Source organism: Blastopirellula sp. J2-11 (assembly GCF_024584705.1).
GTDB lineage: Bacteria > Planctomycetota > Planctomycetia > Pirellulales > Pirellulaceae > Blastopirellula.
Genome location: NZ_CP097384.1, coordinates 2,859,102 through 2,884,632, shown reverse-complemented (window position 1 = coordinate 2,884,632; position 25,531 = coordinate 2,859,102). Strand labels below are relative to the sequence as shown.

Sequence of the window (25,531 nt, the reverse complement as noted above, 5' to 3'; positions counted from 1 at the left end):
GAGGGACCGACCGATGTTCTATGTACGCAATTTGTCGCTTACGGCGTCTGCGGTCACCGTCTTTCTATCCCTGGCCGCTTGCCTGCAAGCCCAAGACGCCGGCGAAGCGCCGGTCGAGCCCAAACCCGAAGCCGCGCTGTCCGAACGCCAAGCGCGGCTCGCCCAAGGCTTTTCGCGTCTCGAAGATCTGATGATCAAGATGGCCGAGATCGACGAGATTGAGAATCCCGATCGCGCGAAACTGCTGCGTGAAGCGGCTCATTCCAGCAAAGACAAGCTGATTCGTTCGCAACTCGAATCGCTGGCGGCGATCCTCGGCGATGGCAAATTGAAACGAGCCGTCGACGGCCAAAAGGATGTTTCGAAAGATCTCAGCAACTTGCTGCAATTGCTGCAAAGTGAGAACCGCGACGACGAATTGAAGTCAGAACAAGAGCGAATTCGCGAATACATCAAAGACACGCGCAAGCTCCTCAATCGCCAGCGCAGTCTGCAAGGTCGCGCCGAAGGGGGAGAAAACTCTGAGCGACTTGCGGAAGGACAAGACCAACTGTCGCAAGACGCCGCGAAACTTGCCCAGCGGATGAAAGAGAACGAAGAGCCCCAATCTGAAGGGGATCCCTCTGGCGAAGAGCAGGACGGCGACCAAGATCCCGTCGGTGAGAAGCCCAGCCAAGAGGGGGACTCAAAGCCCAGTGAAGGCGAAGCGAAACCGAGCAAAGGGGAAGGGGAGTCCCAGCCTTCTGAAGGCTCAGAATCGAAACCGGGGGAATCCAAACCCGGCGAGTCGAAACCTAGTGAAAGTAAGCCCGGCGAAGACAAACCGGGTGAAGAAGGGGAAATGAAAAAACCGGACGAAGATGAGTCCGGCGAAAAGAAACCGGGCGAAGAGTCGAAATCCGGCGAACCGATGCCAGGCGAGCAATCTCCCAATGAGCCCAGCGAAGGCGAATCGAAGCCGAGCGAAGGAGAATCAAAGCCCGGGCAACCGCAACCGGGAAAACCTCAGCCGGGTCAACCGCAGCCAGGAGAGCCCCAGCCCGGCGATCAGCAACAACAAGAACAACAGCAGCAACAGCCTGACTTCCCGGCGCGTCAGCGCGTCGAAGAAGCCCAGCGGCGCATGGAAGAGGCGAAGAAGAATCTCGACGAGAAAAAGACCGAAGAAGCGATCGAAGAGCAAAAAGAGGCCGAACGCGAGTTGGCCAAAGCGATCGCTGAGTTAGAAGAAGTGCTGCGTCAGCTGCGTGAAGAAGAAATCGAACGCGTGCTGGCCCGGTTGGAAGCCCGCTTCTCCAAAATGCTTGAGATGCAACTGAAAGTGTACGACGATTCAGAACGCTTGTCGCAGGTCCCCGAACCGCAGCGCGGCGCCGCCGAAGACATTCAAGCCGGCAAGTTGGCCTTCGCTGAAAAGCAAATTGTGCTAGAGGCCGACAAGGCGTTGACGTTATTGCAAGAAGAGGGATCGTCGATCGCCTTTCCCGAAGCGCTGCAGCAACTGCGTGACGACATGCAGCAAATCGCTGATCGCTTGAGCCAATCCAAAGTTGATCCGCTGACGTTGACGCTTGAGCAAGACGTGATTGACGCACTGGAAGAGTTGTTGGCCGCGCTCAAGCAGGCCCAAAAGGATCAGGAAGAACGTCAACAGCAACAACAGCAGCAACAACAACAGCAGCAGGGCCAGCAAGACGAATCGCTGGTCAACAAGATCCAAGAGTTGAAATTGATCAAGTCGATGCAGGTGCGCATCAACCAGCGGACCGATCGGTACTCGAAACTATTACGCGATCTCGAAGATGAAGTGGGTCAAGCGACGAGCGAGGAAGTGCTCGACGCGCTCCGCGAACTCGCCCAACGGCAACAACGCGTCTACCAAATCACGCAGGACAACGTTTTGGGGAAAAACAAATGACGCCGCGTCTCTTGCTTTCGATCGTGCTGAGCCTGGCGACTGTTTCCGCAGTCGGTGCGGCGGATGCATTGCAAAAACAGGCCGACTGGCGTAACCCGGAATATCCGGAGATCCGCCAAAAGTTGATCGACTGGCTCACCGAGTCAGACGCTCCCGAAGCACAAATGACCGCCGTCTCGCAGCTCTGGCCAGAGGAGGCCCCCAGCGACACGCCTGCCGAGTTGGGTATCCGCTTGCTAGAGACCGCTGCGATTATCGACGCCGACGCACGTGAACTCGCGGTGACGACGCTCGGCGCCAGCGTCCAGGCCGAACTCCCGCAGTTCCCCTGGTTGGCCGACGAGTCGAAACCGTTTCCCAAATGGATGCGCGATAACCTACGTTTCCAATATGGCCGTTGGCTCGCCGAACAGCGGATGCTGGATGAAGCGTACCTGCAGTTGAAAGAGGCGCCGGTCGCCGAGGTCGCCGACCCGGCGGCGCTGCTGTTTCATCGGGCCGTTTGCGAACATTACTTGCTGAAGAAAGAAGACTGCGTCGCAACCCTCGGAACGTTGCTCTCGAACCAAGAACAGATCGCTCCCCGCTATCTGACGGTCGCCAAACTGATGCTGGCCGACATTCAACCGCTCGAGACCGATTCGCTGGACGAAATCGCGCGTCTGATGCGCGATGTCGAGCGTCGACTTGATCTGGGGCGCGCCGGCAAAAAGGTTCGTACGCAGGAAGAAGATGTGGTCGCCAAGCTCGACAAGATGATCGAAGATCTTGAAAAGCAGATGCAGCAGCAACAGCAACAATCGCAGGGAGGTCAGCAAGGAGGCAACAACACGCAGCCGAGCAGTCCTTTGAATGACACGATGCCGGCCGGCGGTTCAGGCCCCGGCAACGTCGACCCAAAGAAGATGAACCCCGGCGACAACTGGGGCAATCTGCCTCCCAAAGAGCGACAAGAAGCGTTGCAGCACATCTCCAACGAATTTCCATCGCACTATCGACGCGTCATCGAAGAATATTTCCGCAAGCTGGCCCGCGAAGAGGATACGAAGTGAATTGCATTCCGCTCATCATGATCGCAGCATCCACGTTATCGGCGATCAACGTCGATGTCGAAACGCTGGACGGTCGCACCATGCACGGAGAGTTGCGTCAACTCTCGGCGGATGAGATCGGTCTGCGCACGAGCGTTGGCGACGAGACCTTTCCGTACGATTCGTTGATGCGGGTTGATTTCCCTGGCGAAGAAACCTCGCCGGAGTCGGGCGGCGCGTTGCTGCAATTGGCCGATGGTTCGCGTCTGGAGGTGAAAAACTTTATCCTCGAGAATCGCAAGTTCATCGTCACGTCTCAAAACTTCGACTTGTTCGAAGTTCCGGCGACTGCTTTGCGCATGCTGCGACTCGATGGCGACCAGCGTTCGTTCGATAAGCGTTGGGATCAATTGCTAGAAGAAAAGATTCTGGGAGACGCCGTCGTCATTCGCCGCGGCGATGACCTCTCGTATCAAGAAGCGATCATTCAATCGATCATTGATGGCAAAGCGTCGATTCAGCTCGATGAGCTGGAGGCCAAAATCCCGCTCAGCAAAATGGCCGGGCTCCTCTTCTACCAACGTAACAACCGCAAACTAGCGACGCCGATCTGCAAGCTTGAACTGCAAGATGGCGGAGTGATCTTCGCCGGCAAAATCATGCTGGACGAACAGTTATTGCAGATCGAATCGGTCTCTGGCGGCAAGTTCGCAGTCGCGCTCGCGGCGCTCAAAGCGATCGACTTCGCCGCCGGCAACATTATTCCGCTGACCGATCTCTCGCCCGATCAAGACGCATGGACGAGCTTTATTCCCTCTAACTTGTCGCGTGACCAGCTCTCGCTGATCTATGCACCCGATGTCCGAACCGGCTCGGCCGCTCAGCCGCTCGAGCTCTCGCTGGCTGGCGAAGCGAAATCGTTCGCCAACGGCATCGCGCTGCATGCACACACCGAGCTGACCTATCTGCTTCCAGAAGATGTGCGGCAGTTTTATGCGTTCGCCGGTTTACCAGCAGGGGCGAGCGGTCCCTTGCAACTGACGATCACGGCCGACAAAACGGTGCTGGTCGACCAAGTGCTGGATGAGAATCAAACGTCTCTCGATATACACGGCGACGTTCGGGGCGCCCGACGTCTGAAAATTGTCGTCGACTTCGCCGGCAACGGCGATTTAGGGGACCGCGTTTATCTGTGCCAACCACGGCTGATTAAATGATGCGTAGTATCGCCTATTTCACGCTCTGTTTCGCCGCGGCGTTTTTGGGAACGTTCGCGAGTCTTGATGCTGCGCCTCCCCAAGAGGTCTTAGACGCCGAGAACGCTCGGATCGCGGCGGTCGAAAAAGCGACCCGCTCTGCGGTTTGCGTTTTCGCCGGCGCCGCCGGCGGCGGCAGCGGAGTCTTGATCTCCAGTGACGGCTATGCGGTCACCAATTATCACGTCGCCGATCCTGCCGGATCGTTCATGAAGTGCAGCCTTTCGGATGGGCAATTGTATGACGCCGTCATCGTCGGTATCGATCCGGTCGGGGACGTCGCGCTGATCAAATTGCAAGGCCGCGACGATTTTCCAGCCGCAGAAATCGGCGATAGCGACAAAGTGGAAGTCGGCGATTGGTGCTTCGCCATCGGCAATCCCTTTTTACTGGCGACCGACATGCAGCCAACCGTCACCTGGGGCATGGTCTCCGGCGTCGGACGCTATCAGTACCCCAGCGGCACGTTGATTGAATACACCGATTGCATTCAGACCGACGCTTCGATCAACCCCGGCAACTCGGGCGGGCCCCTCTTCAATCGCGATGGCCAAGTGATCGGCATCAACGGCAGGATCTCGATCGAGAAGCGAGGACGCGTCAATGTCGGCGTCGGCTACGCAATTTCGATGAACCAGGTGATGAACTTCCTCGGTTACCTGAAAAGCGGCCGAGTCGTCGACCACGCAACCTTGGGCGCGACGGTTTCGACCGATTCCGAAGGCGAAGTGATCGTCACCAACATCCTGGACACGTCCGACGCCTATCGTCGCGGGCTCCGCTACGGCGACGAGCTTGTCTCGTTCGGCTCGAAACCGGTCACGACGGTCAACGGCTTTAAAAACGCACTCGGCATTTATCCGCGCGGCTGGCGCGTTCCGGTCGGCTTCTTCCGCGGCGGCGAACGGCATGACATTATCGTTCGCTTGGCGGGGGTCCATTCGCGGGAAGAACTGCTCGCCAAAATCCAAAAGTCGGTCGCTCCTCCAAGCCCCGATGGATCTCATCCGGAAGATCACGACGAAGAAGCGAAGCCGGTCTCGGATGAATTGAAAAAGCTGTTCAAAGCTCGCTCTGGCTACGCGAACTATCACTTCAATCTGGAGCAGCGTGACCGCACCTGGCAAGCCTGGAAGCGAGGAGACGATTCTTCCCTCGACGTCTGGAAAGTCGCCGGTCAACTAGCGGACGGCGACGCCGCGCAAATTGAATTGAGCCCGCTGAAGGTGACCGCTTCGGTCGCAGGCCGAGATTCGACGATCGAGATCGAAGGAGATTTGACCAGCAAGCTGGAACCTGCCGGGAGCGGCGGATTGCTGCTCGCGCTGCATGCTTGGCAGCGACTGCAATTGCAGGGCCTCGAAAAATTCGGCGAGGTCTCCTACTTAGGAACCGCGCCATTGGATTCGATCGACGAGCGATTCGACGTACTGATCGGGCTCTACGATGCGATCGAAACGCGTTTTTACTTCGCTCCCCAGACCGGCGATCTAATCGCGATGGAAATGTTCCCCGAAGCAGACTCGGATCCGTGCGAGCTCCGTTTCCAGGAGTATGACGATTTCGAGGGAGTCCGGCTGCCAACCAAAATCATCATTCGCCGCGGCGATCAGATTTACAATATCCTACATGGTCTGAAGTGGACCTTGTCGTCGTCCGAACCGAAGGATGCCGCATGAACCGTAGCCCGTTTGTTATTGCGCTGACCCTTTCGCTCGGCTTGCTGACCTCGGCCGCGCAGGCCGAGTCTTCGCTTGCGAAAACCATTCGCGGCGTGCAGCCTCGAATCGTCAAGATCTTTGGCGCCGGCGGTCTACGCGGTTTGGAATCGTACCAGAGCGGCTTCGTGATTTCGCCGGAAGGACACATCCTGACGGTCTGGAGCTACGTGCTTGATTCGAGCGTCATCACCATTGTCGCCAACGATGGTCGCCGTTTTACGGCCGAACTGGTCGGCGCCGATCCCGAACTGGAAGTCGCCGTCCTGAAAGTCGACGCCGACGACTTGCCCTTCTTCAACCTGGACGAGTCGGTCGAGCTCACCTCGGGACAGCGCGTTCTGACCTTCAGCAACTTGTACGGCATCGCTACCGGCGACGAACCGGCGAGCGTGCTGCATGGGTACATCACCGCAATCACCGACCTGCAAGGACGACGCAGCGCCGCCGAGGTTCGCTACAAAGGCCCGGTCTACGTCGTCGACGCGATGACCAACAACCCCGGCGCCGCCGGCGGAGCGTTGACCGATCAGCAAGGGCAAATCGCAGGCGTGCTAGGCAAAGAAATTCGCAATGCATCCAACAACGTTTGGCTCAACTATTCGATACCGATTCGTGAGCTGCAAAATTCGGTCGAAGATATCCTCAGCGGCCGATTTCGCCCTCGCTCTCGCGATGAAAATCAAAATCGTCCAATGCAGCCGATTACGCTGGCGCAACTTGGTTTGATCCTGCTGCCGGACGTGCTGCCGAAAACGCCGCCGTTTGTCGAACGTGTCGCGCCGGAATCGCCGGCCGAGACCGCCGGTTTGCGGCCCAACGACCTGGTGATGTTTGTCGAGCGGCGACTGATTTCTTCGCAGCGAGATCTGCGCGAAGAGCTAACCTTTATTGATCGGGACGATCCCGTCCGTCTGACGCTGCTTCGCGGCGACGAACTTATCGAAGTTACGCTTAATGAATAAGAAATACTCGCTCGCAATGCTGGGGGTCGCCCTCGGTTTCTTCGCGTCCCTGTCGGCGGTCATCCAAGGGGCGGAAGATCTCAATACGCTCGAACAGAAAGCGCTGCGCGAAGCGGTCGAAGTTGTCGCCCCCTCGGTCATTCAGATCGAAACGGTCGGCGGCCTCGAAAAAGTTGGCGATCAACTCGCCGGCGGCGGCCCATGCAGTGCGTTGGTCGTTTCGGCCGACGGCTACCTGCTTTCCAGCAGTTATAACTTCGTCCATGAACCGACCTCTATTTTGGCGTCGCTACCCGGCGGCAAACGCACCTCGGCTAAAATCATCGCCCGCGATCACAGTCGCAACCTGGTGCTGTTGAAGATCAACGCCGAAGAGCCGCTGCCGGTACCCACATTTGTTCCTCGCGACGACCTTCGCGTCGGCCAATGGACGATCGCTGTCGGCAAGTCGTTTTCGCCGGTCGACGCGAACGCTTCAATCGGCGTGCTCAGCGCGCTGCATCGCGTCTGGGGCAAAGCGATTCAATCGGACGCCAAAATCTCACCGAACAACTACGGCGGCGCGCTGATCGACATTCATGGTCGCGTCATCGGCGTCATCACGTCGCTATCGCCGCAAGCGACCGGTCCTCAGGCAGGCGCCGACTGGTATGACTCTGGCATCGGCTTCGCGGTTCCCCTGACCGAGATGCAGCCCCGCCTAGAAAAGTTGATGCAGGGAGAAGACCTCCGGCAAGGCTTGCTGGGAATCAGTCTGAAGGGGAACGACATCATGGCCGATCGCCCCGAGATCGGAGCGGTTCGCTACAATTCACCCGCTCAAGAGTCGGGTATCCTTGCCGGCGACATCATCACCGCCATCCAAGGGCGCCAGGTTGTTAACCATGCTCAAATGAAACACCAGCTCGAACCGATGTACGCCGGCGACGAGGTCGCTTTGACCTTGCAGCGCGGCGATGATTCGGTCGAAGTCAAAGCGACGCTGACCGCGGTGCTAGTGCCGTACGCTCATCCGTTTCTCGGCATCTTGCCGGTGCGCGACGCCGAAGGAATCGTCGTCCGCGACGTGCTAGCCGATAGCCCCGCCGCAACGGCTGGCCTGACGGCCGGTGATGTGATCGTGCGAGTCAACGACAAACCGGCGACGACCGTTGATGAGTTGCGAACTCAGATCTCGGCCTTGGAGCCGGATACGGCGATCCAACTGGTCTACCGGCGCGGCGAAGAAGAAAAGAACGCCGAGATCACTTTGGCGACCTTGCCGACCAGCGTGCCTGGCGAATTGCCGGCGGCTTGGTCGAAAGAAGTAGAGCAACCAGCCCAACCGCCGCAGACCGGCGAAGTCGAAGTTCGCTTGGCCGAAGAGCCGAACGCGGCGTTTGCCTGGATCCCAGACGACTATCACGCCGATCGCCGCTACAGCTTGCTCGTTCTGCTGCAAGAACCAGGCGACGTCGATAAGCAAGCGACGATCGACGCGTGGAAAGCGGTTTGTAAACAGTCCGGCGCCATTCTCCTGTCGGTGTCGCCGGCGTCGAAAGAGCGCTGGACGCCGTCCGAAACCGGCGTCGTGCGCAAATGCATCGAACAGTTGGCCGGCAAATACAATATCGCCCCAGGCCGCACGGCGCTGGTCGGCGTTCGCAGCGGCGGTGCGATGGCCTACATGGTCGCCTTTGAAAACCGAGAAGCGATCGCCGGCGTCGTCACCTTGGCCGCGCCCATTCCGCGCGGCGTGCAACCTCCTGATAATGACCCGCTTCATCGTCTCGCAATTTTTACGCTCTACGACGACATGTCGCCGCAAGCGGCGCAGTTGAAGAAGCTGGATGAAGCGCTCGCCAAGATGAAGTTCCCCGTCGTCCATCGCAGCGCGGCCAAAGGCGCCGACAAGCTGACCGATGACGATCGTACTGCGATCACTCGCTGGCTTGATTCGCTCGATCGAATCTAAGCCTGCGATTTGCTTCCGCCTGTGCGACGCCTTCCCTCCATGCAAACAGCGCTGATTGAACAGCGCCAGACAATCGCCATCGTGAATTCTCGTACCAAAATCGGCATTGTCGCCATCGTCTGCTGTCTGATCGGCGCCGGGATGTTCCTGTTCGACCTGCAGGGAACGTCGCTAGAGCACTTCCAGGGAGCGTTGATCAAAGTGGGCGGCGTCTTTGCGATGCTCTGGCTCGCCTATCCAGAGATCGTCAAGCTGCCGGTCTGGCTATCGTTGTCGATCATCTTGGTCGCGATCGTCACCGCGGTCGCTTCGTCGGTCTGGAAGAAAGCGGCGCTCGTCGCAATCCCGCTGCTGATCGTCCTTTGGATGCTGAGACCGCCCCCAGCATCCAAAGCGACCACCAAAAAGCGTGTTAGCCGATCTTCGTCCGAAGCGCGGTAAGCAGTTCGACGGCGGCGCCGATCTCAGCCTTTTGCCGTTCCGGCTCTTGCGGAATTTCGCGTTCGATCGTCAGTGGGCCGGTGTAACCGATCTCTTTGACGGTTCGCAGAAACTCTTCCATGCCGACGTCCCCTTCGCCCAGCGGCGTTTCGGATCCCCAGGTCACGCCTGGCTCATCGGACCACTTCGCGTCTTTGCAGTGAACGCTGCCGACATGCTTGCCGACCATTTTCAGCGCTTCGATCGGGTTGCCGGTTCCATACAGGATCATGTTGGCCGGATCAAAATTGACGCGCAAGTTGGGCCGGTCGACGGCGGCGATAAAGCCCAGCAAGCCCTCGGCTGACTCTTGTCCCGTCTCTAAGTGCAGCGCCTGCTCATTAGCTTCGCAGTGATCGCACAACTCTTGGGTCACGGCGACAACTTCGGCGAACATCGGATCAGCCGTATCGTGCGGAATGAATCCGACATGCAAGCCGATCACGTCGCAATCAAGGACGCGCGCGAAGTCGGCGATCTCTTTCATCTCGGCCAACCGCTCAGCGCGGGTCGCCGGCGGAACGAGCCCGACCGTTTCTTTGGTGGTGGGGATGTCGGCGTAGCTTTCTCCTTCAAACCCGCCAAAGACGCAGGTCAGGGTGATGTCCATCGCCGCGAGGGTCGCCAGAAACTTAGCGGCGTTTTCCGAAGTACGCGATTCTTTGGAAGGAGCCTGCAACTGAATCGTCGGCACGCCTAACTCTTCGGCGACTGACAACTGTACGCCTAGTCCCGCATCAATGCTGGCGAAGACGCCTAAGGGCCATTTTGCCACGTTGCAACTCCTTCAAGATTGGAATCATCTAGATTGCTGCGCCAGCCAATCGTTGACCAGACGCCTAACTTCGTATTACTACGCAATTTAAGCCCCTGATAGCACTTCCGCAACGTGCTACCCGCGCCGAGCGCAAAAAAATGACCGCAGCTGGAAGGCTGCGGTCAATGAGTTAACAATTACGGCAAAGAAGCGCGAACTAAGAGGCCCCTTCTAGGCGAGGTCTTCTTCCGGCGTCGCATCGCTGTTCAGGTCGAACCATTCCGGCTTGAACTGAACATAACCACCTTTGCCTTGGTTCGACCGTTGAATCGCCAGGCGAGCCGTCAGCGCGATCACCGCGTCGCCCATCGCGACTTCCGGGTGACACTTCGGCTTGTTTTCCGGAGCAGGGTTCCGGATGCAGTAAGCCCAGTGCTCGATCTCTTCGGTATAACCACGGCTGACCGGGCCCGAAGTCGCCGCGCTGGCGATGTTGGCGGCTTGCGTCGGAGCGCCGCTCGCTTGGGTATCCATCGTCGGGCCATCTTTGCTGTCTTTGACTTTGACGTTCGAGGTCGAGCCATTCTTGAGCAGCATGATATCCTTTTCTGTCTCCAGAATCAGCGTTCCCTTCGTCCCCATCACCACTTCGCCGTAACCGCCGTAGCCGTTTCCGTTGATCGAAGAGTAGGTGACGACGACCTTCTTGTTCGGATCCTGCTCGTACGATGGAACCCCTTTTTCCTTGTTGGGGTAGTCACGGAACTGGTCGTAGTAACCGACCTCGTTCGCGTCGTAACCTGGTCCCGGGAACTCGAACGTGCAATAGACGTGATCGTCCGCATCGCGATCGTACGGGAAGGTCTGGCGTCCCCCGGTGGCGTGAACCGTCAGCGGGTGAACCTTCTTGCCATCCTTTTGCTTCCGCATCGCGCTGATAAAGATCGACGCCGCGTCCAGTTGGTGACTTCCCAGTTCGGCCATCAAGCCGCCGCCGGTACGGTCCCACAAGCGCCAACGGCAAAGTTCTTCCATCGCCGAGATCTTGCGGCCGTCGGCCAGTTCAAACTCTTGGTAACCGAAGTTCTCAGGCTTGATGTTGCGGTCTTCGTTCCAAGCTTTGTACTGCTCGTACATCGCCCAGTTCTTGGCCAGCGTCGAAGGATCGCCATCTTTCCCGTTGGCGTGAGCCTTTTCAAACTTCTTCATGCCGTCGAGGATCTTGTCGACCAGCTTGCCGTTGGCGTTCACTTCGCCGCCGGGCAGCGGTTGGCTCCAGCTATCGGCGCCAGGCAAGTTGCCGCGATGCCATTGGGCGCGAATGTGGTGAATTTCACCCAGCAAACCCCATTGCAGCAGGTTGACCGCATTGTCATACAGCACGCTGTAGTGACGTTGGTGACCGGTCGCCAGATGCAGGTCGGCTTCGTTGGCGGCGCGGCCCATCTGTTTGCACTGCGTGATGTTGTGGGCCATCAGCTTTTCGGTCAGCACGTGTTTGCCCGACTTCAGCGAGTCCATCACAACCGGATGATGCAAAAAGAGCGGGGTCGCGCAGATGATCCCTTCAATCGAATCATCGGCCAGCAGATCGTGATAGTCTTCATAGACTTTCACATGCTGACGAGCTTCTTCTTCGGTCTTCCAACCGTAGACGTTCATCAAACCGCGACGAGCCGAGTAAGCGGCTTCGCTGGAATGATCGCCATGAAAAGCGCGATGGACGTTGTATGGGCGAATGTCCGAGATCGCGACGACCTGCACATAGTCAGGATTGAGCGCGCCGATCAGCACGCTCCCTTCGTCGCCGGTGCCGATCACGCCGATACGCACCGGGTTTTCGACCTTGCTATAGCCAAAGTACATCGCTCCCAGACCACCGCCAGAGACGGCGCCGGCGGCGATGACCCCTTTCAAAAAGTCGCGCCGATTCACACCGACCGCTTCGTTGAAGTTTTCTTTACCCGCCTTTTTGGCGTCAGGCTTCAGGTTCATATTTACTCCCCTTCGGTTGGAGATGTGGTTGGAGCGCAACACCGGCGGAACATCGCGCCGAGGATGAAATCAAGACCGGCGAATCGACCAGCGCCGACTGCGGCCAAAAGTAGGAGGGAGACGAATTCGACTGATTGGTTGTAAACCGGCTCGGCGCCGATCGCACCGGGCCATTGGGCGGCCATCACTTGCAACAGGAATCCAGCCGCGGCCAGCGCAGCGATCCGGGTAAACAATCCCAGGATAAGGAGAACGCCGCTGCCGAATACGACATAGGTTACTACGACATCAATCGGCATTTGGTTCGGATCGCGGACCGAGAAGGTCGAAGTCGCTCCGGCCATGCGGCCAATACGATTCAAATCCTCCACGTACTCATCCTGCATCTTTTTGACGTCCTTCGTCCAACCATTCATTTTACCGAACAGCTCACTATCTTTCTTGGCCAATCGCTCCTGCTCGTACTGCAGTTCGCTGCTTTCTGGTTTCGAGCGGGCCTTGGCCAACCGTTCAACTTCCAGGAAGTATTCGTCCATTTCTTCCCGTTTGTCGGCCATGTACGAATCGATCCGATTGACGTAGATGCTGTACGTCCGCTGCGTTTTCTTCTGGCCGGCTTCATCCAGGCCAAATTGTTGGTTCGCCTGGTCGCGATAGAAATTCCAATATTGGAGCACGCGATCGCGATCGAGACGCAATTTACCGTCGGGATCATTGCTCAAGTTCCGAAAATAGCCGGCCAGCGGTCCCTTGGCGTTGCGCAAAAAACCAGCCGACGAAAAATCGCCGGACTTGATCTTCTTGGACCCTTCCATAAAGAAGTGCCAGCCGATGACTAAGCGAAGCGCGACGATAATTACAATCGTCAGCATGCCAATTTGGGTCTTTGACGTAGTTATTGCTCAAACTCCCTACGAAGCGGAATAGGCGGGATAGGCTGAAAGTCGGTAGGTCGCGATCTTCAGCGGCGCCGCGCTAGAGGTGTGGTCGTGGGCGGTCACCAAGAATGCAGAACGATCCGATAGCTACTCATTATGAACAGAAGTAGGCTGTTCGCCAAGAACAGGCATCTATTTGCGCCTTTTTTCGCCTAAACAGCCCCTCCAAACCCAATGGGGGGGCCTCTTCGCCGCCCATCCTAAAACGCCCCAGCCAGGGGCGGAAACCGACAAATCGCCTGAAAGCAGGACTCGATTCATTTATGCATGCGGATTTTACGCATCTCGCTTGATGCTGGATTTCACTCCCCCCCATTCGTTGAAAACCGCATTTCCTTGCGGGGCGCAATTCGCCTTGAAAAAAAGACGGATCAACTGGTCCCCAATTGGAGCCCCGCACTCGACCGGACCGGACTATTGAATTTTTCTATCCAACGGGTCAAACCGATCCAACACCAGCCCAAATACGCTAGCCGAGCGACTGTGACCGCCATTCCAAATAACGGAGGCCCAATTGGATCGGACCGGACAAGGTTGGATCGGACTGGACAACGTTGGATCGGACTGGACAACGTTGGATCGGCTGGACAACGTTGGATCGGCTGGAAAACGTTGGATCGGCTGGAAAACGTTGGATCGGCTGGAAAACGTTGGATCGGCTGGAAAACGTTGGATCGGCTGGAAAACGTTGGATCGGACTGGAAAACGTTGGATCGGACTGGAAAACGTTGGATCGGACTGGAAAACGTTGGATCGGACTGGACAACGTTGGACTGGACCGATCGCTTTTTTTGGGGGAGTCCGGCGATCGGGTCATTCGACATTCTGCTTTTCGACATTCGACATTTGCCCGACAAAGCAGAACGCTGCCAAATCCTCATCCCACAATCGACCCCAAACGCGTGCGCTTTGTCTAGAGACAATTTTTGGCGAGATTCTGACCGCAGCCGCAGCGATCACCCATCAAATTGCCCAGGCCCGGCGGGCCGACCCAACCTAGCCTAGGGCGTAGTCGCCAAGCGATGCAGCCCTAGGTAGACGTCAACAATCGTGATGCGGACGGTAGATGGAATGTTGCGGCGACGAATAGAAAATCTTTCGCTCAACGTGCCCGACTGCTACTGGATCCAATGCAGCAGATGGAAGAGAAGACACTGGCTCTGGCCAGCGTCGCCTGAAAGAATGCGAGTTCACCAGTGCCATCCAGCTGTTGCCAAACAGTATTGCCCTCGCCCCCTTTTCTTTGCCGATTTTACGATCCGTCTACGGATGGTCCGGAGTAATTGTTACGCCGTCGTCCTCAATAGAAACGGTGATTTGCTCTTCGCGATTATCTATTGCAGACATTATCTTTGAGCATATCTGTCTTATAAGGGTCACGTATTCGGGGTGGACGCTGGTTAGTCCCATAGTCTGATGATCAGAGCCCACTCGGCAGAGATCGCGCGTGACTCGATGGTCGGCGACAACGGAAATTCGCTGTGTTTTTCCCAGCTGAATATTCAGCTGTATCGAACTGACATCTCTATGACTGGTCATGGCAATTAGCTGCTTTGTTCAATTTAAGTACGGGACTACCGGCCTTGGTCGTTGCCTTGTCGAATCGTCTCAAACCGTAAGGCATTCAGTTCATCACGGATTTGCCCCAGCAGCACGTCTTGCTTTGGGGGCTCCGGCTGAAATCGCGAAGCATAGAATTTAACAGTTTGCCCCCTCAGGCCGTCAATAAATTTCTGGGGAGTGATCGGAATTTCCCCACTATCCATGTCGTTTCCATATGTATAGTCAATCTTTAACTTGGATGTCTTTTCGCCAATGGCAATACCCGGGGCAGCCGAAAAGAGAACCGGAACAATGAATCCATCTATTGAAACAGCTGCGGTTCCTGAGTCATTCCTGGCTAATGGTTCACTAAGCTCAACAATCATCTCGTGCTGTGTTCCAAGAGGAAGTTTCTCGTTTTGCATTAGCACCCTAACCCCGGGCTCGACTTTCGATACCCCCTTCAACGTGATTTCGAAATATGGTGGTGACGCGAGTAATTTGCCACGCAAACCCATTACGTCCATTGAAAGCTTAAAGAAATCCCCAGTTCGATGAGTGGGCACCCAGTAGAATCCATCACACGTCTCCGTGCATAGATGCGCGGAGCCTGGCGGTGGCGCAAATGTTGTAAAGACTAGCCCATCGCCGAGAGCTAGGTACTGAAGGTACGACACGTATACTTCTGGCTTGTCTCGAACGGGATTCCCAGTAACTCCCAGCTGATTGTCTTGCTTTCCGCTTACAGATGGAGACAATACGCGTGTGACGGCGCCTCCTACGATATCTGTATAGCTACCGCCAATCTGAGCGTTACCCGTTTGCGTTACGACTCCCGAAATTCGATCATAATCAACATGGATAATTGGCAGACCACGCTTGGCACGCACGAGATTATTGAAGATCTGATTTGTTTCCATCTCCAGCAATGCCTGCCTGAAATCATCTTGATCGCGTCGGAGAGGCTTAGTCGCATGACAGCCAACTAAGGCGACGGCGACAAGTACCGCGCATAAGAGGCGAATCTTCCAATAAGACGACATTGCCAGCTCCGAAATAAATACCGATTGAATCGATTAGATGGGCGCCATACATACTATCGGAGCAATCGCCACACCACTTTAGTGGTAGTGGTATCCTTGCAGATCGCACGTAAATCAAAGGCCAAAAGGCATGCTTCACGGGTTTGCTGTCGAAAGCATTGCAAGCACGACGCGGAAATCGATTGATGGAGCTGGCGCCAGCGGCCTTGACCTGGAGCGGGGCGGCACAGTCGGATGTCTATTTTTCGGGTGCCACATGGAGCCTCGGCTTCCTATATCTTCACTGGCTCTTTTCAGCCAGCCTCTTCTCTTTCCTCTACAGCAAAGCATCGGAGCAAGGGAAAGTGCGATAGCCCACGACTACCGTACACCAGCCGTGGACTTGCCGTGTTCTATTCTTCGATTCCTGCAAACTTCAAATCTTGCGATTCGCACTTACGAAGAAAGTCGCCTGGGCGCCCGTGCCAGTGGCACACGGAAAATCTAGCCGTTGGTCAGTGCCAGCCAGCGGCTACGCCAGATTACCCAAAGTGCGTGCTGGCCATGCAGCAATTCATGACAGCGAATATAACCTAGCCATCCTAAAGTTTTATCACATTTCCATACGCCAGCACTACCGAACATCAACACATCCACTACAATACATACTTCCACATTCGTACATATCTCATCTTGAACAAAGGGCTCTTGTCATGTTGCGGTTGAACTTAATTGCCGGCTCGCTCTTCGGCATGATCGCCGTCCTCGGCGCCCCGATCTTCGGCGAAAGCGTCGTAGCGAAGTTCAACGCAGACCTGGTGGAGAAAGCGACGCCAATGCCGGGGCGCACTTACCCGAACGGCGAGCAAGGAAGTGAGACGATGGAGATCAGCGCGATTGATCGCCAGGAAAGCGAGCAGCGGCTGGCAAGATATCAATCGGGTATTCAATATCTCTTCTACAGCGCGCTTGCCTTGATCGGGCTGGGAGTAATCAACGGCGGCGTTCGTTGCCAACAGGTTGGCGGAACGGCGTTTGTTTTCGGCAGCGTGATCTATAGCGGCGGCCTTTCGATCGGCGCATTGCTGAGCGAACCTACGCTTGTCATCCTAACGCCTGTCGGGGCGATGCTGCTGCTGCTCGGCTGGGGAGCGCTGCTTGTCGCTTCCATCCAAGCGGGCTGCCGAACCGTTCAGCCCGCTTAGTTGCTCGTTGAGAAATGCCATCGGGACATTTCTCAAACTGGCCGGACTCTGAGCGAAGCTCTTCGCGCCCCAGCCGCCCGTCGAAAAAACCAACAGGCCGAGCGTCTCTCGCTGGGGCGCAGCTCTTTGCTTGCCGGATTTACCGACGTCGGCTTCGCTTCGATTGAAGATCAAAGCTGATCTCGCCATCTTCGGTAACCGAAGCCGTTAAGCCCGACGCTTCGCTCACGTAGGTGACCGGCACAACCTTCATTTCGGCCGTATAGCCGCCGATTTGCACTAGCTTTTCACCGGAGATGCAGTCCAGCTTGTAACTGCCGTCGACGACCTTTCCGGAAGCGACGAACTCTGACCCATCGATCGGCGAAAAGACGACGCTCCCCGAATGAAGCGGCTTCCCATCCAGCGTCACTTGGCCGCTGATCGCGAATGTTTCTGGACCGCGCGAACACCCCAATGCAAACAGCGACATCAGTGCTAACGGCGCACAAATTCGCCACATACCCACCATTGATTTCATAACATGGGTTCCTTTTATGAACATATTATCGCAATAAACAGAGAGAACAGACGCCTCAGCAACGCGCAATCAGCGCTGCCGAGGCGAAGATCATCGAACGCCGAGCCTGATCGCAGACCGCTGCAACAACTTGCGGGACGCCCACGTTAGAACGGGGGGACTACCGAACCGTCACCGCGATTCAACAGATCCTTATACACTTGGCCGCTAAGCGTATTCGGCAGAAACGAAACAGATGCGTCTGCACGGGTCGCCATTACGCCCCCGACATGTGCGCTGCGAAGGTGATATGCCGTAAATGCACTCGCCGGCAGCTGTTGCGTGGGCCGCCATGGATTGTCGGCTCCGGCCCCGAAAGGAACAAAGTCCATAGAAGTCGTGTTGATTTTACTAAACACCGCGCAGAACATCGTCTCCATTCCCCAGCCGTTCCAGTAATTGCCGATCGTGCAATTCTCTTGAGGGCTTTGACGAATCTCGCCGAACATCAAGGTATTGCTAGTGCCGTCAGTGATATCCTTGAAATTGATGTGTGATTTCACAAAGAACAAGCCGTTCATACCGGTATTGTCGGTCGCCGATATAGCCGCCTCTGCTTGAGACAGAGCTTCCACGCCGGCGTTGCCGAGATAGTTCCCCTGAAAACCGTCCGTGCCGACCTTTCCGCCATTGGGATCCGACGGGCAGACAAAGGCGCTCAAGACCGTCTTACGCGATGTTTCGTCCCACTCATTGGCCGGCGTCGTCCCCATCGATCCCTTGATCGCGTCGTACATGGTCGACTGCTCTACGAACGGCAGCGTCGCCACGAACCAGGTAGCGCGATTCGGCTGCTGCGTCGCCTCATCCAACTGTTGATCGTTGAACTGACCATACGGAAATGACTGAAACGTGCCGTGGTAGTTGTGCATCGCCAAGCCCAACTGCTTCAAGTTGTTGCTGCAGCTGATGCGGCGGGACGCTTCTCGTGCTTGTTGCACGGCCGGCAATAGCAGAGCGATCAAGACGCCGATGATCGCGATGACCACCAACAACTCGACCAAGGTGAAAGCGCTACGACGGCGTCCGTCGGACCAAGAGATCTGCATCTTAAGCGTCCCCTAAATTATGGAAAATAAACTCAAAGCCTGTCGCACCTGCGCTAGGCCATTGATTCGCAACCGATGGGCATGATGGGGTTGCGCTTATCCGCGGGGGCAGACGCTAAAATACGAAGGGCAATTCAACACTTCTATACTCCTGGAGTGGGGGGGCCTCTGCATAACATGGCGTCAGGAAAATCTCTTTCTTCACCTCTTAATTCCACCATTCCCTCGAAGCCAAATAGCAATCCTCGCTGATGACTGAATGGCCCGAAAAAGAGATTTTGCGTCCAATATCACAGTGCACGGCCGGGGTTTCCCCAAAAGGGCGCCAGAAACAAACGCGCACTTTTGCCCCAATCTTCTTGGTGGGACCGACAATCCTCGGCGAACTATTTTCGTAATTTTTCGGACTTTGACCGAACGGTCTGTTTCGGGGAATCAAAGAACGTCCCCTTAGAGGCTGTTTTGTCGAACCGATCCGCAAGCCGCTTTCCCGAAATGGTTTACGGCTGAGTGGCACTGAACAACAGCCTTTTTTCGCACGCGCGCCGTGGTCACGTCTTCGTGGCCATGAATGCAGTCGGCGAATTGGCTGCGGTGCATCTACTGGAAATATAGCCAACCGAGTGGGTCACTAAGTGAGCCTGTCACTCACCCACAATCATGGCCACGCAAAGCCGTGGCCATGGCGCCCCGGCCATTGGATATGCCTACGCCGAGACCAACTCAGGTTCAATCACTTTCATCCCGCGCCATTTGCCGAGTAAAAAGCGGACCAGATTGGTCGCCGCCATCGCGAAGACCCAGAGGGTCATCACCACCCAGCAGGCGTACAAGCCGCCGCCGGCGAACAAAACCGCCGCGCCGACGCAGACCGGCACCACCGAAATAACGCAAGTGGCGATCATCACAAACTTGACGTCGCCGGCGCCTTTCAGCGCACTGACAAACACCACGTTGGCCGCATCCAGCAAGCAGAAAAAGGCGACAAATCGCAACAGAATCGTCGTTGTCGACAGGACACTTTCGGCGTGCGCGACGACGCCGGCGTCCGCGACTTTGTGGAACGCGAGAAAGATATCGGGCAACGTCCAATAGATCATCGCCATGACGCCGCTATAGACGAGCGCAATCGCAAAGCCTGACCAGGTCGCGTTGCTGGCGATCTCTGGCTGACCGGCGCCGATTTCTCGGCCGACCAACGTTGTGACTGCGATCCCGATGCCGATCAGCGGCACAAATGCGAAGCCGTTGATCGAAAAGGCCAAATTGGTCGCGGTCATCGCCTCGGATCCGAGCCGCCCCATCAGCAGCAGAAAAAAGGTGAGCGCCGAGACCTCCAGCGCCAATTGCACGCCGCTGGCCGAGCCAAACCGCATCAGGCGGCGCATCACGTCCCAATCCCACAGGCGAGCATCGCCAAAGCCGAAGTTCCGCCAGTTGGCCGGCAGTAAGATCAAACCGCCGTAAAGCGCGATCTTATACCACTGACTGATCACGGTCGCCCATGCGGCGCCGGCGATTCCATCCGGCACGAACGAGACGTAACCGAAAATGAAAAAGTAATCGAGGATCATGTTGACCAAACAAGAGCTGCTGTCGACCGCCATGACGACGCCGTTCTTTTGCCGGCCCGAGAAAAACGCCGACATCGCATTCGCGACCACCGCGGCGCCCCCGCCGTAGGCCAACACCCAAAAATAAGTTCCTTCAAGCCGAGCGACCTCTGGCTCAACCGTGGTCGCAGCAAAGATGTAATAGGCGGGAATCGCCGCCAAAAAGAAGAAGGGAGCGACAACGCAGCCCCAGATCATTCCCTGCACGACGATCGGCCCGATTCGGCGGGTCTCGCCGGCGCCGTTGTATTGCGAAACGAACGTATTTACATACGACGCGACGCCGATCGGAAAGCAAAGCAACGAGAAGTGAAGCATGCCGGCCGGCAGCGAAGCGGCCATCGCTTCGGTGGAGTGCCAGAACAGAAACATGCGGTCGACAAAGTTAGTCAGCGACCAGGAAGCGGTCGAGATGACCAGCGGCAACGCGACGATCAAAACTTCGCGAATTCCGCAGCGTCTTCCCCACCAAGAGGCGTTGTTGGCGAGCAAGCGGGGTGAAGCGTCCATCGGGGGTAACCTAGCAGCGATATTTTGAATCGGTCTCCCCAGGACATCGCGGTCGCCGATAGGTTCGCCAATTGCTCGCATTATATCCGCACGCAGGTCAAACCGGTCTCACGCTTCGCCGTCGCCCCGGGTACGATAGAAAAATTACGACAAAGTTTCTGCGAATTTGCCCCTATGAATATTGTTCTTTGCTATCAGACTGTCCCTGCTCATCTCGAACAAATCCGCGCCGTCGCTGAAGACTGGAACGTGATTGACGCCGGCCAGGAAGGAATCGCCGCCGCGCTTCCGCAAGCCGATATTTACTGCGGACACGCTAAAGTTCCGGTCCCGTGGCAAGAAACGGTCGCGGCAGGGCGGCTGAAATGGATCCAATCTTCGGCCGCCGGAATGGACCATTGCCTGGTTCCGGAAGTAATTTCTTCGGAAATTCCGGTTACCAGCGCCTCGGGACTATTCGCGAATCAGGTCGCCGAGCAGACAATGGCGCTGCTATTGGGAGTAATTCGCTCGCTGCCAACCTTCTTTCGCGCCCAGGTGAAAAAAGAATACATCCGCCGTCCGACAGGGGACCTGCATGGCAAAACCGTCGGGATTGTCGGTCTGGGAGGAAATGGACGGCGGCTTGCCGAAATCTTGGCGCCGTTTCAAATTCGCATCATCGCGACCGATTACTGTCCGTACGACAAACCGCAATGCGTGGATGAATTATGGCCCGCCGACCGCTTGCACGACTTATTGGCACAGTCCGATATTGTGATCCTCGCATTACCGCTAAATGCCGAAACTCGGCATCTATTCGACACCGATCAATTTGCAGCGATGAAAACGGGCGCTATCTTTATTAATGTGGCTCGCGGCCAGGTGGTTCGCGAGTCCGCCCTCATCCATGCATTAACTTCCCAACATCTGTCCGCCGCAGGCGTTGATGTGGCCGAAGTTGAACCCTTGCCCCCCGAAAGCCCGCTCTGGGATTTTGACAATGTGATTATAACTCCTCACGTCGGCGCCCAAGGCCGAACCCGTAACGATGACGTCACGGACTTGTTTTGTGAAAATCTTCGTCGTTTCCGTACGAACCAACCCCTGATCAATGTTGTTGACAAACGTCTCGGATTCCCCCTCCGTAACGCCCCCTCGTAAACGGCTTTGTTGGCGACGCTCCTCGCGGCTTTGACTTTTCAGGCGCGGCATATTCGCCTAGACGCTTTCCCATCATGCATCTTAAGATGATTCGGTCCGAGTAATGGCAGACTCCGAATTCCCCTCAGGTGATGACCAGGCGCAGCCGATGCTCACCACCACGCGCCACGACCTGCATCCCACGCTCACCTTCAGCGAGGGGAAAACGTTCAAGTGCCCAGAGGATCTGCTGCGGCGGTACGACGAGCTTGTCCATGCCAAACGATCCAGTTGGACCGAGCATTACAAATTGCGGCGGTTGTTGGGTTGCGGCGGCCAGGGGATGGTCTTTTTGACCGAGCGCCGCGGCGCCGATGACTTCACGATTCCGCTGGCGGTGAAGGTATTCTCTCCTGAGCGCTACGAAGGGATTCACTCGTACGAAGCGGCGATGTCTCGCATCGCACATATCGCTTCACGCGTCGCCCAGATTCAACAGCACAATTTGCTGGAAGTCCATAACTTCCTCGATCGTCGCCGGATCCGAGTGATGGTGATGGAATGGGTCGACGGCTATGACTTGCAAGAGTTGCTCACCCCCGGCATGGTCGAACGCATTCGTGACCGCGTCACGCAAAAGCGGTGGGAATACATCAATCAGGTGATCGTCACGCGCGGGCCGGAACAGCCCCGATTTAAGCCAGGCGTCGCCGTCGCGATCGTACGCGATTGCCTGGCGGCTCTGGCGGCGCTGCATCGCGAAGGGATCGTCCACGGCGACGTAAAGCCTTCCAATATGATGTTAAAGCGGACCGGCACCGCCAAACTGATCGATATTGGCTCGGCCTTTCTGATTGATTCGCCTCCGAAAGAGCGAACCTGCACTCCTTCTTACGCAGCGCCGGAAGTGCTGGAAGGAAACGAAGCGTCGCCGCGCAGCGATCTGGCGAGCCTGGGCTATGTATTGATCGAAATGCTGGCCGGACGATCGCTGTTCGGCGGGATCAACAACTATCGCGAATTGCTGGAAGCGAAGCGTTTTTTGGCGCAGCGATTGAACGATATTTTGCCGGCCGAAGTTGCCTGCAATGAATTGCTGATGAGTTTCTGTCGCGGTCTGATCGCCCCTGATCCGATGCGCCGTTTTCCCTCGGCCGAAGACGCCGAACTACGCAAGGGAGGCGCCGCCGCATTCCACCGCCAATTGGTCAAAGGAGACATGGCGAGCGAATACGACAACGAGATTCGCCTGTGGGTGGAAGAGTTGCGCGGTCTGGACGAAGAGCTGGACGAGACGGTGGAAGAGTAGAGGGCCCATTTTTTGTCGGCGGTTTTACGCCGCGTCAATTGCAACGCGGGTGCGGCTCTCGTAGCTCTCGTCAGCGGCCCGCATGACGCGCAGGGCGCAGTCGACGTCGTTCAGGCAACTGGTGTTGCGCAGCAAACTGGTGACGCTGCGGTGAAAGAGACTGAGCATTTGCTCGCCGACGGGGCGCTCGTGGTCGAGCGACTCCATGTGGCGGCCAGCTTCGTCAAACCAGATCAATGTTGACGGCAGGTCAACGAAAGCGACTCCGTTGGCGCAGCAGACCTGCAATGCGGCAGGCGGCCGGAACGACGAAGCTTCGGGCCAGCGATGTTGCAAATAGCTGCCAGCGCTAATCTGTGCGATGACCGGCGGGCCACCGGTGGGGGAATCGAACTCGACGCTCAACATCTCGTAGTCGAGATTGTTGTCAGCATCTTTGCGGTGCTGAACGCCAAAGACAGTTTGCGCTTCCGAGCCGACCACATAGCGGCACCAATCGACCAATTCGGCGACATGACGTTTGACGGGGCGCTGTCCAAAGCGATCGACGGCGGCGTTTTCGGGTTTCCGGATTCGCTCGTGACAAAAGAGCAACTGAGGCGCTCCGAGACGCGTCGCGATCAGTTCTTTGAGCCGAATGGTCGCTGGCGAATGTCGACGCGGGAACTCGGCCATGAACGCGATTCCGGCCCGATCGACCGAATCGCGGAGATTGGCCGAGTTGGCGCCGGCGATTTCGAGAATGGACGTGCAATAGAAGGCTTTTCCTTCTTCACAGGCCGCAATCAACGGTTCGACGCCGTGCCACTGCGGGCCGAGCATCAAAACGGCTTCAATCTCGGGAGTTGCGACCAGCTTCCGAAAGCCGTTGACCGCTTTGGCGCCGATCTGACGAGCGGCGTTTTCGGCTCGTAGAGATACTTCGTCACAGATCGATTCGACATGAAATCGATCTCCCAGTGCCAGGAGAGCCGGTCGATGACGAGAATCCCATTCTGGCCCAAGCCCGATAACACCTACTCGCAGACGCATGAACTGGCCGTTTAGAATAAGACTAAGATGTTCCGCTGCTTAAGGATAGCGTTTCTGCACCGTCAGGCAATGGTTATGCGTTGGATGCACCCCGGAAGTAGGTATAGGGGAATTGCGCCGTTTTTTATAACAGGGAAGTCCTTGCAGGTTGTAACGACTCAGGTAAACTGTGGCGTTAATCGTGACTTTGGAAGACCCAAAACCCCTGTCGCAGGAGCGCAGCACGGTTTCCTACCTCGGGCAAGGTTAAGACTGACGTCGCAGGATGTGGTTCTGACGGATCGCTTCTGACTCGAGTTCTTCTCGCAAGTCGTCCAGGCTTTTTCCACGCCACCGGTAACTGTTTTATTACCGCTGCGCGATGTTGACTACGCACAAAGGACTCACCTATGCATGGCGTTCTGCTCGCCGTACTGCTGCAAGCTACCATGGCCGGTGGCGAACATGACTACCCTGCCGCTTTTCGCTCGGCTGACGAAACTGGCAAACCGCTGCTGATTCTCGTGGGAACCAATTGGTGCCCCGGTTGTGTGACGATGAAGCGTTCGGTGATGCCGTCGCTGCTTCGCAAGGGGAAATTGTCTGGCGTCGCCTACGCCGAAGTGGACGCCGATTCGCAGTCGACTCTGGCTGGTCAGCTGATGCAGGGTGGTTCGATCCCGCAATTGATCCTCTACCGGAAGACGAACACCGGCTGGCGTCGTTCGCTGTTGGTCGGCGCCCAGTCCGAAACAACGGTCGAAACCCTGGTGGAACGCGCTATAGAAATGCAAGCGTCGCAACAGAATCTGACCGGCGAGCAAGCCGTCGTGACGGCCTCGCATACCGAAAGCGAATAGTCGCAGCGAGAGAAACCGCCTGGTGCGAGTTTCGGTCATTACCGCGGCTTTGAATGAAGAAGCCAATATTCAAGCCGCGGTCGGTTCGGCGCAAGCTGCTGGCGCGGATGAAATCATCGTCGTCGACGGCGGAAGCGCCGATGCGACCGTCGCGTTAGCAACGCAAGCGGGCGCGACCCTGATTCATTCCCCCCCGGGTCGTGCGATTCAACAAAATGCAGGCGTCACCGCATCTACCGGCGACGTGCTGCTTTTCTTACACGCCGACTGTCGGCTTTCGGCCGAATCGATCTCGCAGATTCGTCAGCGGGGCGGCGACTTTGTCTTTGGGGCGTTTCGCCAAAAAATCGACGCGGCGTCGATTGTCTATCGACTGGTCGAGTGGGGAAACTGCCTGCGGATTCGCTGGCTAGGATTGCCGTATGGAGATCAGGCGATCGCCGTCCGTCGAGCGATCTTTGAACAAGCGGGCCAATTTGCGGACGTCCCGTTTCTCGAAGACTATCTGCTCTCGCGAAAACTGCGTCAGCAGCATTGGCCGACGCTATTGCCGGGTCCGGTGATCACATCGGCGCGACGTTGGAGAAAGCAGGGCGTGATTCGTCAAACCCTTTTGAACTGGCGACTGTTGGCCGCCTATCACCGCGGCGTTCCATTGGAGGAACTGGCCGCCCGATATCGACGACACGATCAACCGAAATAGAGAACGCGGCGACG

Annotated in this window: 20 protein-coding genes; 12 read left to right on the top strand and 8 right to left on the bottom strand. The window is 56.8% G+C overall.

The window, feature by feature from the left end:
• Positions 1 to 13: 13 nt before the first annotated feature.
• From M4951_RS11720 to M4951_RS11690, 7 genes are all read left to right on the top strand, one after another.
• Positions 14 to 1,918 (top strand): hypothetical protein, encoded by a 1,905-nt coding sequence (locus M4951_RS11720; RefSeq protein ID WP_262026670.1) that lies wholly within the window; start codon positions 14 to 16, stop codon positions 1,916 to 1,918.
• Positions 1,915 to 2,970, top strand: a complete 1,056-nt coding sequence (locus M4951_RS11715) for a hypothetical protein (RefSeq protein ID WP_262026669.1) — start codon at positions 1,915 to 1,917, stop codon at positions 2,968 to 2,970. Before M4951_RS11720 ends, M4951_RS11715 begins: the two co-directional genes overlap by 4 nt.
• A complete protein-coding gene (locus M4951_RS11710) occupies positions 2,967 to 4,166 on the top strand; it encodes an NPCBM/NEW2 domain-containing protein (protein WP_262026668.1) in 1,200 nt (399 codons plus the stop codon). The genes M4951_RS11715 and M4951_RS11710 overlap by 4 nt, the downstream gene beginning before the upstream one ends.
• Entirely contained in the window at positions 4,163 to 5,884 is a 1,722-nt protein-coding gene (locus M4951_RS11705; RefSeq protein WP_262026667.1) for a S1C family serine protease, read from the top strand. Before M4951_RS11710 ends, M4951_RS11705 begins: the two co-directional genes overlap by 4 nt.
• Positions 5,881 to 6,888 (top strand): S1C family serine protease, encoded by a 1,008-nt coding sequence (locus M4951_RS11700; RefSeq protein WP_262026666.1) that lies wholly within the window; start codon positions 5,881 to 5,883, stop codon positions 6,886 to 6,888. Before M4951_RS11705 ends, M4951_RS11700 begins: the two co-directional genes overlap by 4 nt.
• The gene (locus M4951_RS11695) at positions 6,881 to 8,842 is read left to right on the top strand and encodes a PDZ domain-containing protein (protein ID WP_262026665.1); all 1,962 of its coding nucleotides are present in this window, start codon (positions 6,881 to 6,883) and stop codon (positions 8,840 to 8,842) included. Before M4951_RS11700 ends, M4951_RS11695 begins: the two co-directional genes overlap by 8 nt.
• Positions 8,843 to 8,923: 81 nt before the next feature.
• Positions 8,924 to 9,283, top strand: coding sequence for a hypothetical protein (locus M4951_RS11690; RefSeq protein ID WP_262026664.1), 360 nt, complete (start codon positions 8,924 to 8,926; stop codon positions 9,281 to 9,283).
• Here M4951_RS11690 and M4951_RS11685 read toward each other — a convergent pair.
• From M4951_RS11685 to M4951_RS11670, 4 genes are all read right to left on the bottom strand, one after another.
• Positions 9,255 to 10,097, bottom strand: a complete 843-nt coding sequence (locus tag M4951_RS11685) for a sugar phosphate isomerase/epimerase family protein (RefSeq protein ID WP_262026663.1) — start codon at positions 10,095 to 10,097, stop codon at positions 9,255 to 9,257. The two genes, M4951_RS11690 and M4951_RS11685, sit on opposite strands and share 29 nt — an antisense overlap.
• A gap of 213 nt (positions 10,098 to 10,310) precedes the next feature.
• Positions 10,311 to 12,074, bottom strand: coding sequence for a Gfo/Idh/MocA family protein (locus M4951_RS11680; RefSeq protein ID WP_262026662.1), 1,764 nt, complete (start codon positions 12,072 to 12,074; stop codon positions 10,311 to 10,313).
• A gap of 2 nt (positions 12,075 to 12,076) precedes the next feature.
• Entirely contained in the window at positions 12,077 to 12,946 is an 870-nt protein-coding gene (locus tag M4951_RS11675) for a TQO small subunit DoxD (protein WP_262026661.1), read from the bottom strand.
• A gap of 1,640 nt (positions 12,947 to 14,586) precedes the next feature.
• Positions 14,587 to 15,597 (bottom strand): hypothetical protein, encoded by a 1,011-nt coding sequence (locus M4951_RS11670; protein WP_262026660.1) that lies wholly within the window; start codon positions 15,595 to 15,597, stop codon positions 14,587 to 14,589.
• Between the two features lie 692 nt (positions 15,598 to 16,289).
• On the opposite strand from M4951_RS11670, the gene M4951_RS11665 reads away from it, so the two are divergent.
• The gene (locus M4951_RS11665) at positions 16,290 to 16,781 is read left to right on the top strand and encodes a DUF423 domain-containing protein (protein ID WP_262026659.1); all 492 of its coding nucleotides are present in this window, start codon (positions 16,290 to 16,292) and stop codon (positions 16,779 to 16,781) included.
• Between the two features lie 139 nt (positions 16,782 to 16,920).
• On the opposite strand, the gene M4951_RS11660 is transcribed toward M4951_RS11665, so the two are convergent.
• From M4951_RS11660 to M4951_RS11650, 3 genes are all read right to left on the bottom strand, one after another.
• Entirely contained in the window at positions 16,921 to 17,301 is a 381-nt protein-coding gene (locus M4951_RS11660) for a hypothetical protein (protein ID WP_262026658.1), read from the bottom strand.
• Between the two features lie 146 nt (positions 17,302 to 17,447).
• A complete protein-coding gene (locus M4951_RS11655) occupies positions 17,448 to 18,389 on the bottom strand; it encodes a DUF1559 domain-containing protein (RefSeq protein ID WP_262026657.1) in 942 nt (313 codons plus the stop codon).
• A gap of 707 nt (positions 18,390 to 19,096) precedes the next feature.
• Entirely contained in the window at positions 19,097 to 20,512 is a 1,416-nt protein-coding gene (locus M4951_RS11650; protein WP_262026656.1) for an MATE family efflux transporter, read from the bottom strand.
• Positions 20,513 to 20,686: 174 nt separating this feature from the next.
• Between M4951_RS11650 and M4951_RS11645 the strand changes: the two genes are divergently transcribed.
• Positions 20,687 to 21,655: a D-2-hydroxyacid dehydrogenase gene (locus tag M4951_RS11645; protein WP_262026655.1), complete on the top strand. Its 969-nt coding sequence runs from the start codon at positions 20,687 to 20,689 to the stop codon at positions 21,653 to 21,655.
• A 103-nt stretch (positions 21,656 to 21,758) separates the two neighbouring features.
• Positions 21,759 to 22,943, top strand: a complete 1,185-nt coding sequence (locus M4951_RS11640) for a serine/threonine protein kinase (RefSeq protein ID WP_262026654.1) — start codon at positions 21,759 to 21,761, stop codon at positions 22,941 to 22,943.
• A 24-nt stretch (positions 22,944 to 22,967) separates the two neighbouring features.
• Here the strand turns inward: M4951_RS11640 and M4951_RS11635 are convergent, their stop codons facing one another.
• Positions 22,968 to 23,975, bottom strand: coding sequence for a Gfo/Idh/MocA family protein (locus M4951_RS11635; RefSeq protein WP_262026653.1), 1,008 nt, complete (start codon positions 23,973 to 23,975; stop codon positions 22,968 to 22,970).
• Positions 23,976 to 24,364: 389 nt separating this feature from the next.
• Between M4951_RS11635 and M4951_RS11630 the strand changes: the two genes are divergently transcribed.
• Together M4951_RS11630 and M4951_RS11625 are read left to right on the top strand one after the other, a co-directional pair.
• Positions 24,365 to 24,814, top strand: coding sequence for a thioredoxin family protein (locus tag M4951_RS11630; protein WP_262026652.1), 450 nt, complete (start codon positions 24,365 to 24,367; stop codon positions 24,812 to 24,814).
• 22 nt (positions 24,815 to 24,836) lie between these two features.
• Positions 24,837 to 25,517, top strand: a complete 681-nt coding sequence (locus M4951_RS11625; RefSeq protein WP_262026651.1) for a TIGR04283 family arsenosugar biosynthesis glycosyltransferase — start codon at positions 24,837 to 24,839, stop codon at positions 25,515 to 25,517.
• Positions 25,518 to 25,531: the final 14 nt, after the last annotated feature.

What these genes read in the sequence shown, in the direction of transcription:
- M4951_RS11640 (WP_262026654.1), top strand. Translation starts at nt 21,759, where the DNA reads ATGGCAGACTCCGAATTCCCCTCAGGTGATGACCAGGCGCAGCCGATG.
- M4951_RS11695 (WP_262026665.1), top strand. Translation starts at nt 6,881, where the DNA reads ATGAATAAGAAATACTCGCTCGCAATGCTGGGGGTCGCCCTCGGTTTC.
- M4951_RS11645 (WP_262026655.1), top strand. Translation starts at nt 20,687, where the DNA reads ATGAATATTGTTCTTTGCTATCAGACTGTCCCTGCTCATCTCGAACAA.
- M4951_RS11675 (WP_262026661.1), bottom strand. Translation starts at nt 12,946, where the DNA reads ATGCTGACGATTGTAATTATCGTCGCGCTTCGCTTAGTCATCGGCTGG.
- M4951_RS11665 (WP_262026659.1), top strand. Translation starts at nt 16,290, where the DNA reads ATGTTGCGGTTGAACTTAATTGCCGGCTCGCTCTTCGGCATGATCGCC.
- M4951_RS11650 (WP_262026656.1), bottom strand. Translation starts at nt 20,512, where the DNA reads ATGGACGCTTCACCCCGCTTGCTCGCCAACAACGCCTCTTGGTGGGGA.
- M4951_RS11670 (WP_262026660.1), bottom strand. Translation starts at nt 15,597, where the DNA reads ATGTCGTCTTATTGGAAGATTCGCCTCTTATGCGCGGTACTTGTCGCC.
- M4951_RS11635 (WP_262026653.1), bottom strand. Translation starts at nt 23,975, where the DNA reads ATGCGTCTGCGAGTAGGTGTTATCGGGCTTGGGCCAGAATGGGATTCT.
- M4951_RS11715 (WP_262026669.1), top strand. Translation starts at nt 1,915, where the DNA reads ATGACGCCGCGTCTCTTGCTTTCGATCGTGCTGAGCCTGGCGACTGTT.
- M4951_RS11680 (WP_262026662.1), bottom strand. Translation starts at nt 12,074, where the DNA reads ATGAACCTGAAGCCTGACGCCAAAAAGGCGGGTAAAGAAAACTTCAAC.
- M4951_RS11660 (WP_262026658.1), bottom strand. Translation starts at nt 17,301, where the DNA reads ATGAAATCAATGGTGGGTATGTGGCGAATTTGTGCGCCGTTAGCACTG.
- M4951_RS11720 (WP_262026670.1), top strand. Translation starts at nt 14, where the DNA reads ATGTTCTATGTACGCAATTTGTCGCTTACGGCGTCTGCGGTCACCGTC.
- M4951_RS11655 (WP_262026657.1), bottom strand. Translation starts at nt 18,389, where the DNA reads ATGCAGATCTCTTGGTCCGACGGACGCCGTCGTAGCGCTTTCACCTTG.
- M4951_RS11705 (WP_262026667.1), top strand. Translation starts at nt 4,163, where the DNA reads ATGATGCGTAGTATCGCCTATTTCACGCTCTGTTTCGCCGCGGCGTTT.
- M4951_RS11630 (WP_262026652.1), top strand. Translation starts at nt 24,365, where the DNA reads ATGCATGGCGTTCTGCTCGCCGTACTGCTGCAAGCTACCATGGCCGGT.
- M4951_RS11700 (WP_262026666.1), top strand. Translation starts at nt 5,881, where the DNA reads ATGAACCGTAGCCCGTTTGTTATTGCGCTGACCCTTTCGCTCGGCTTG.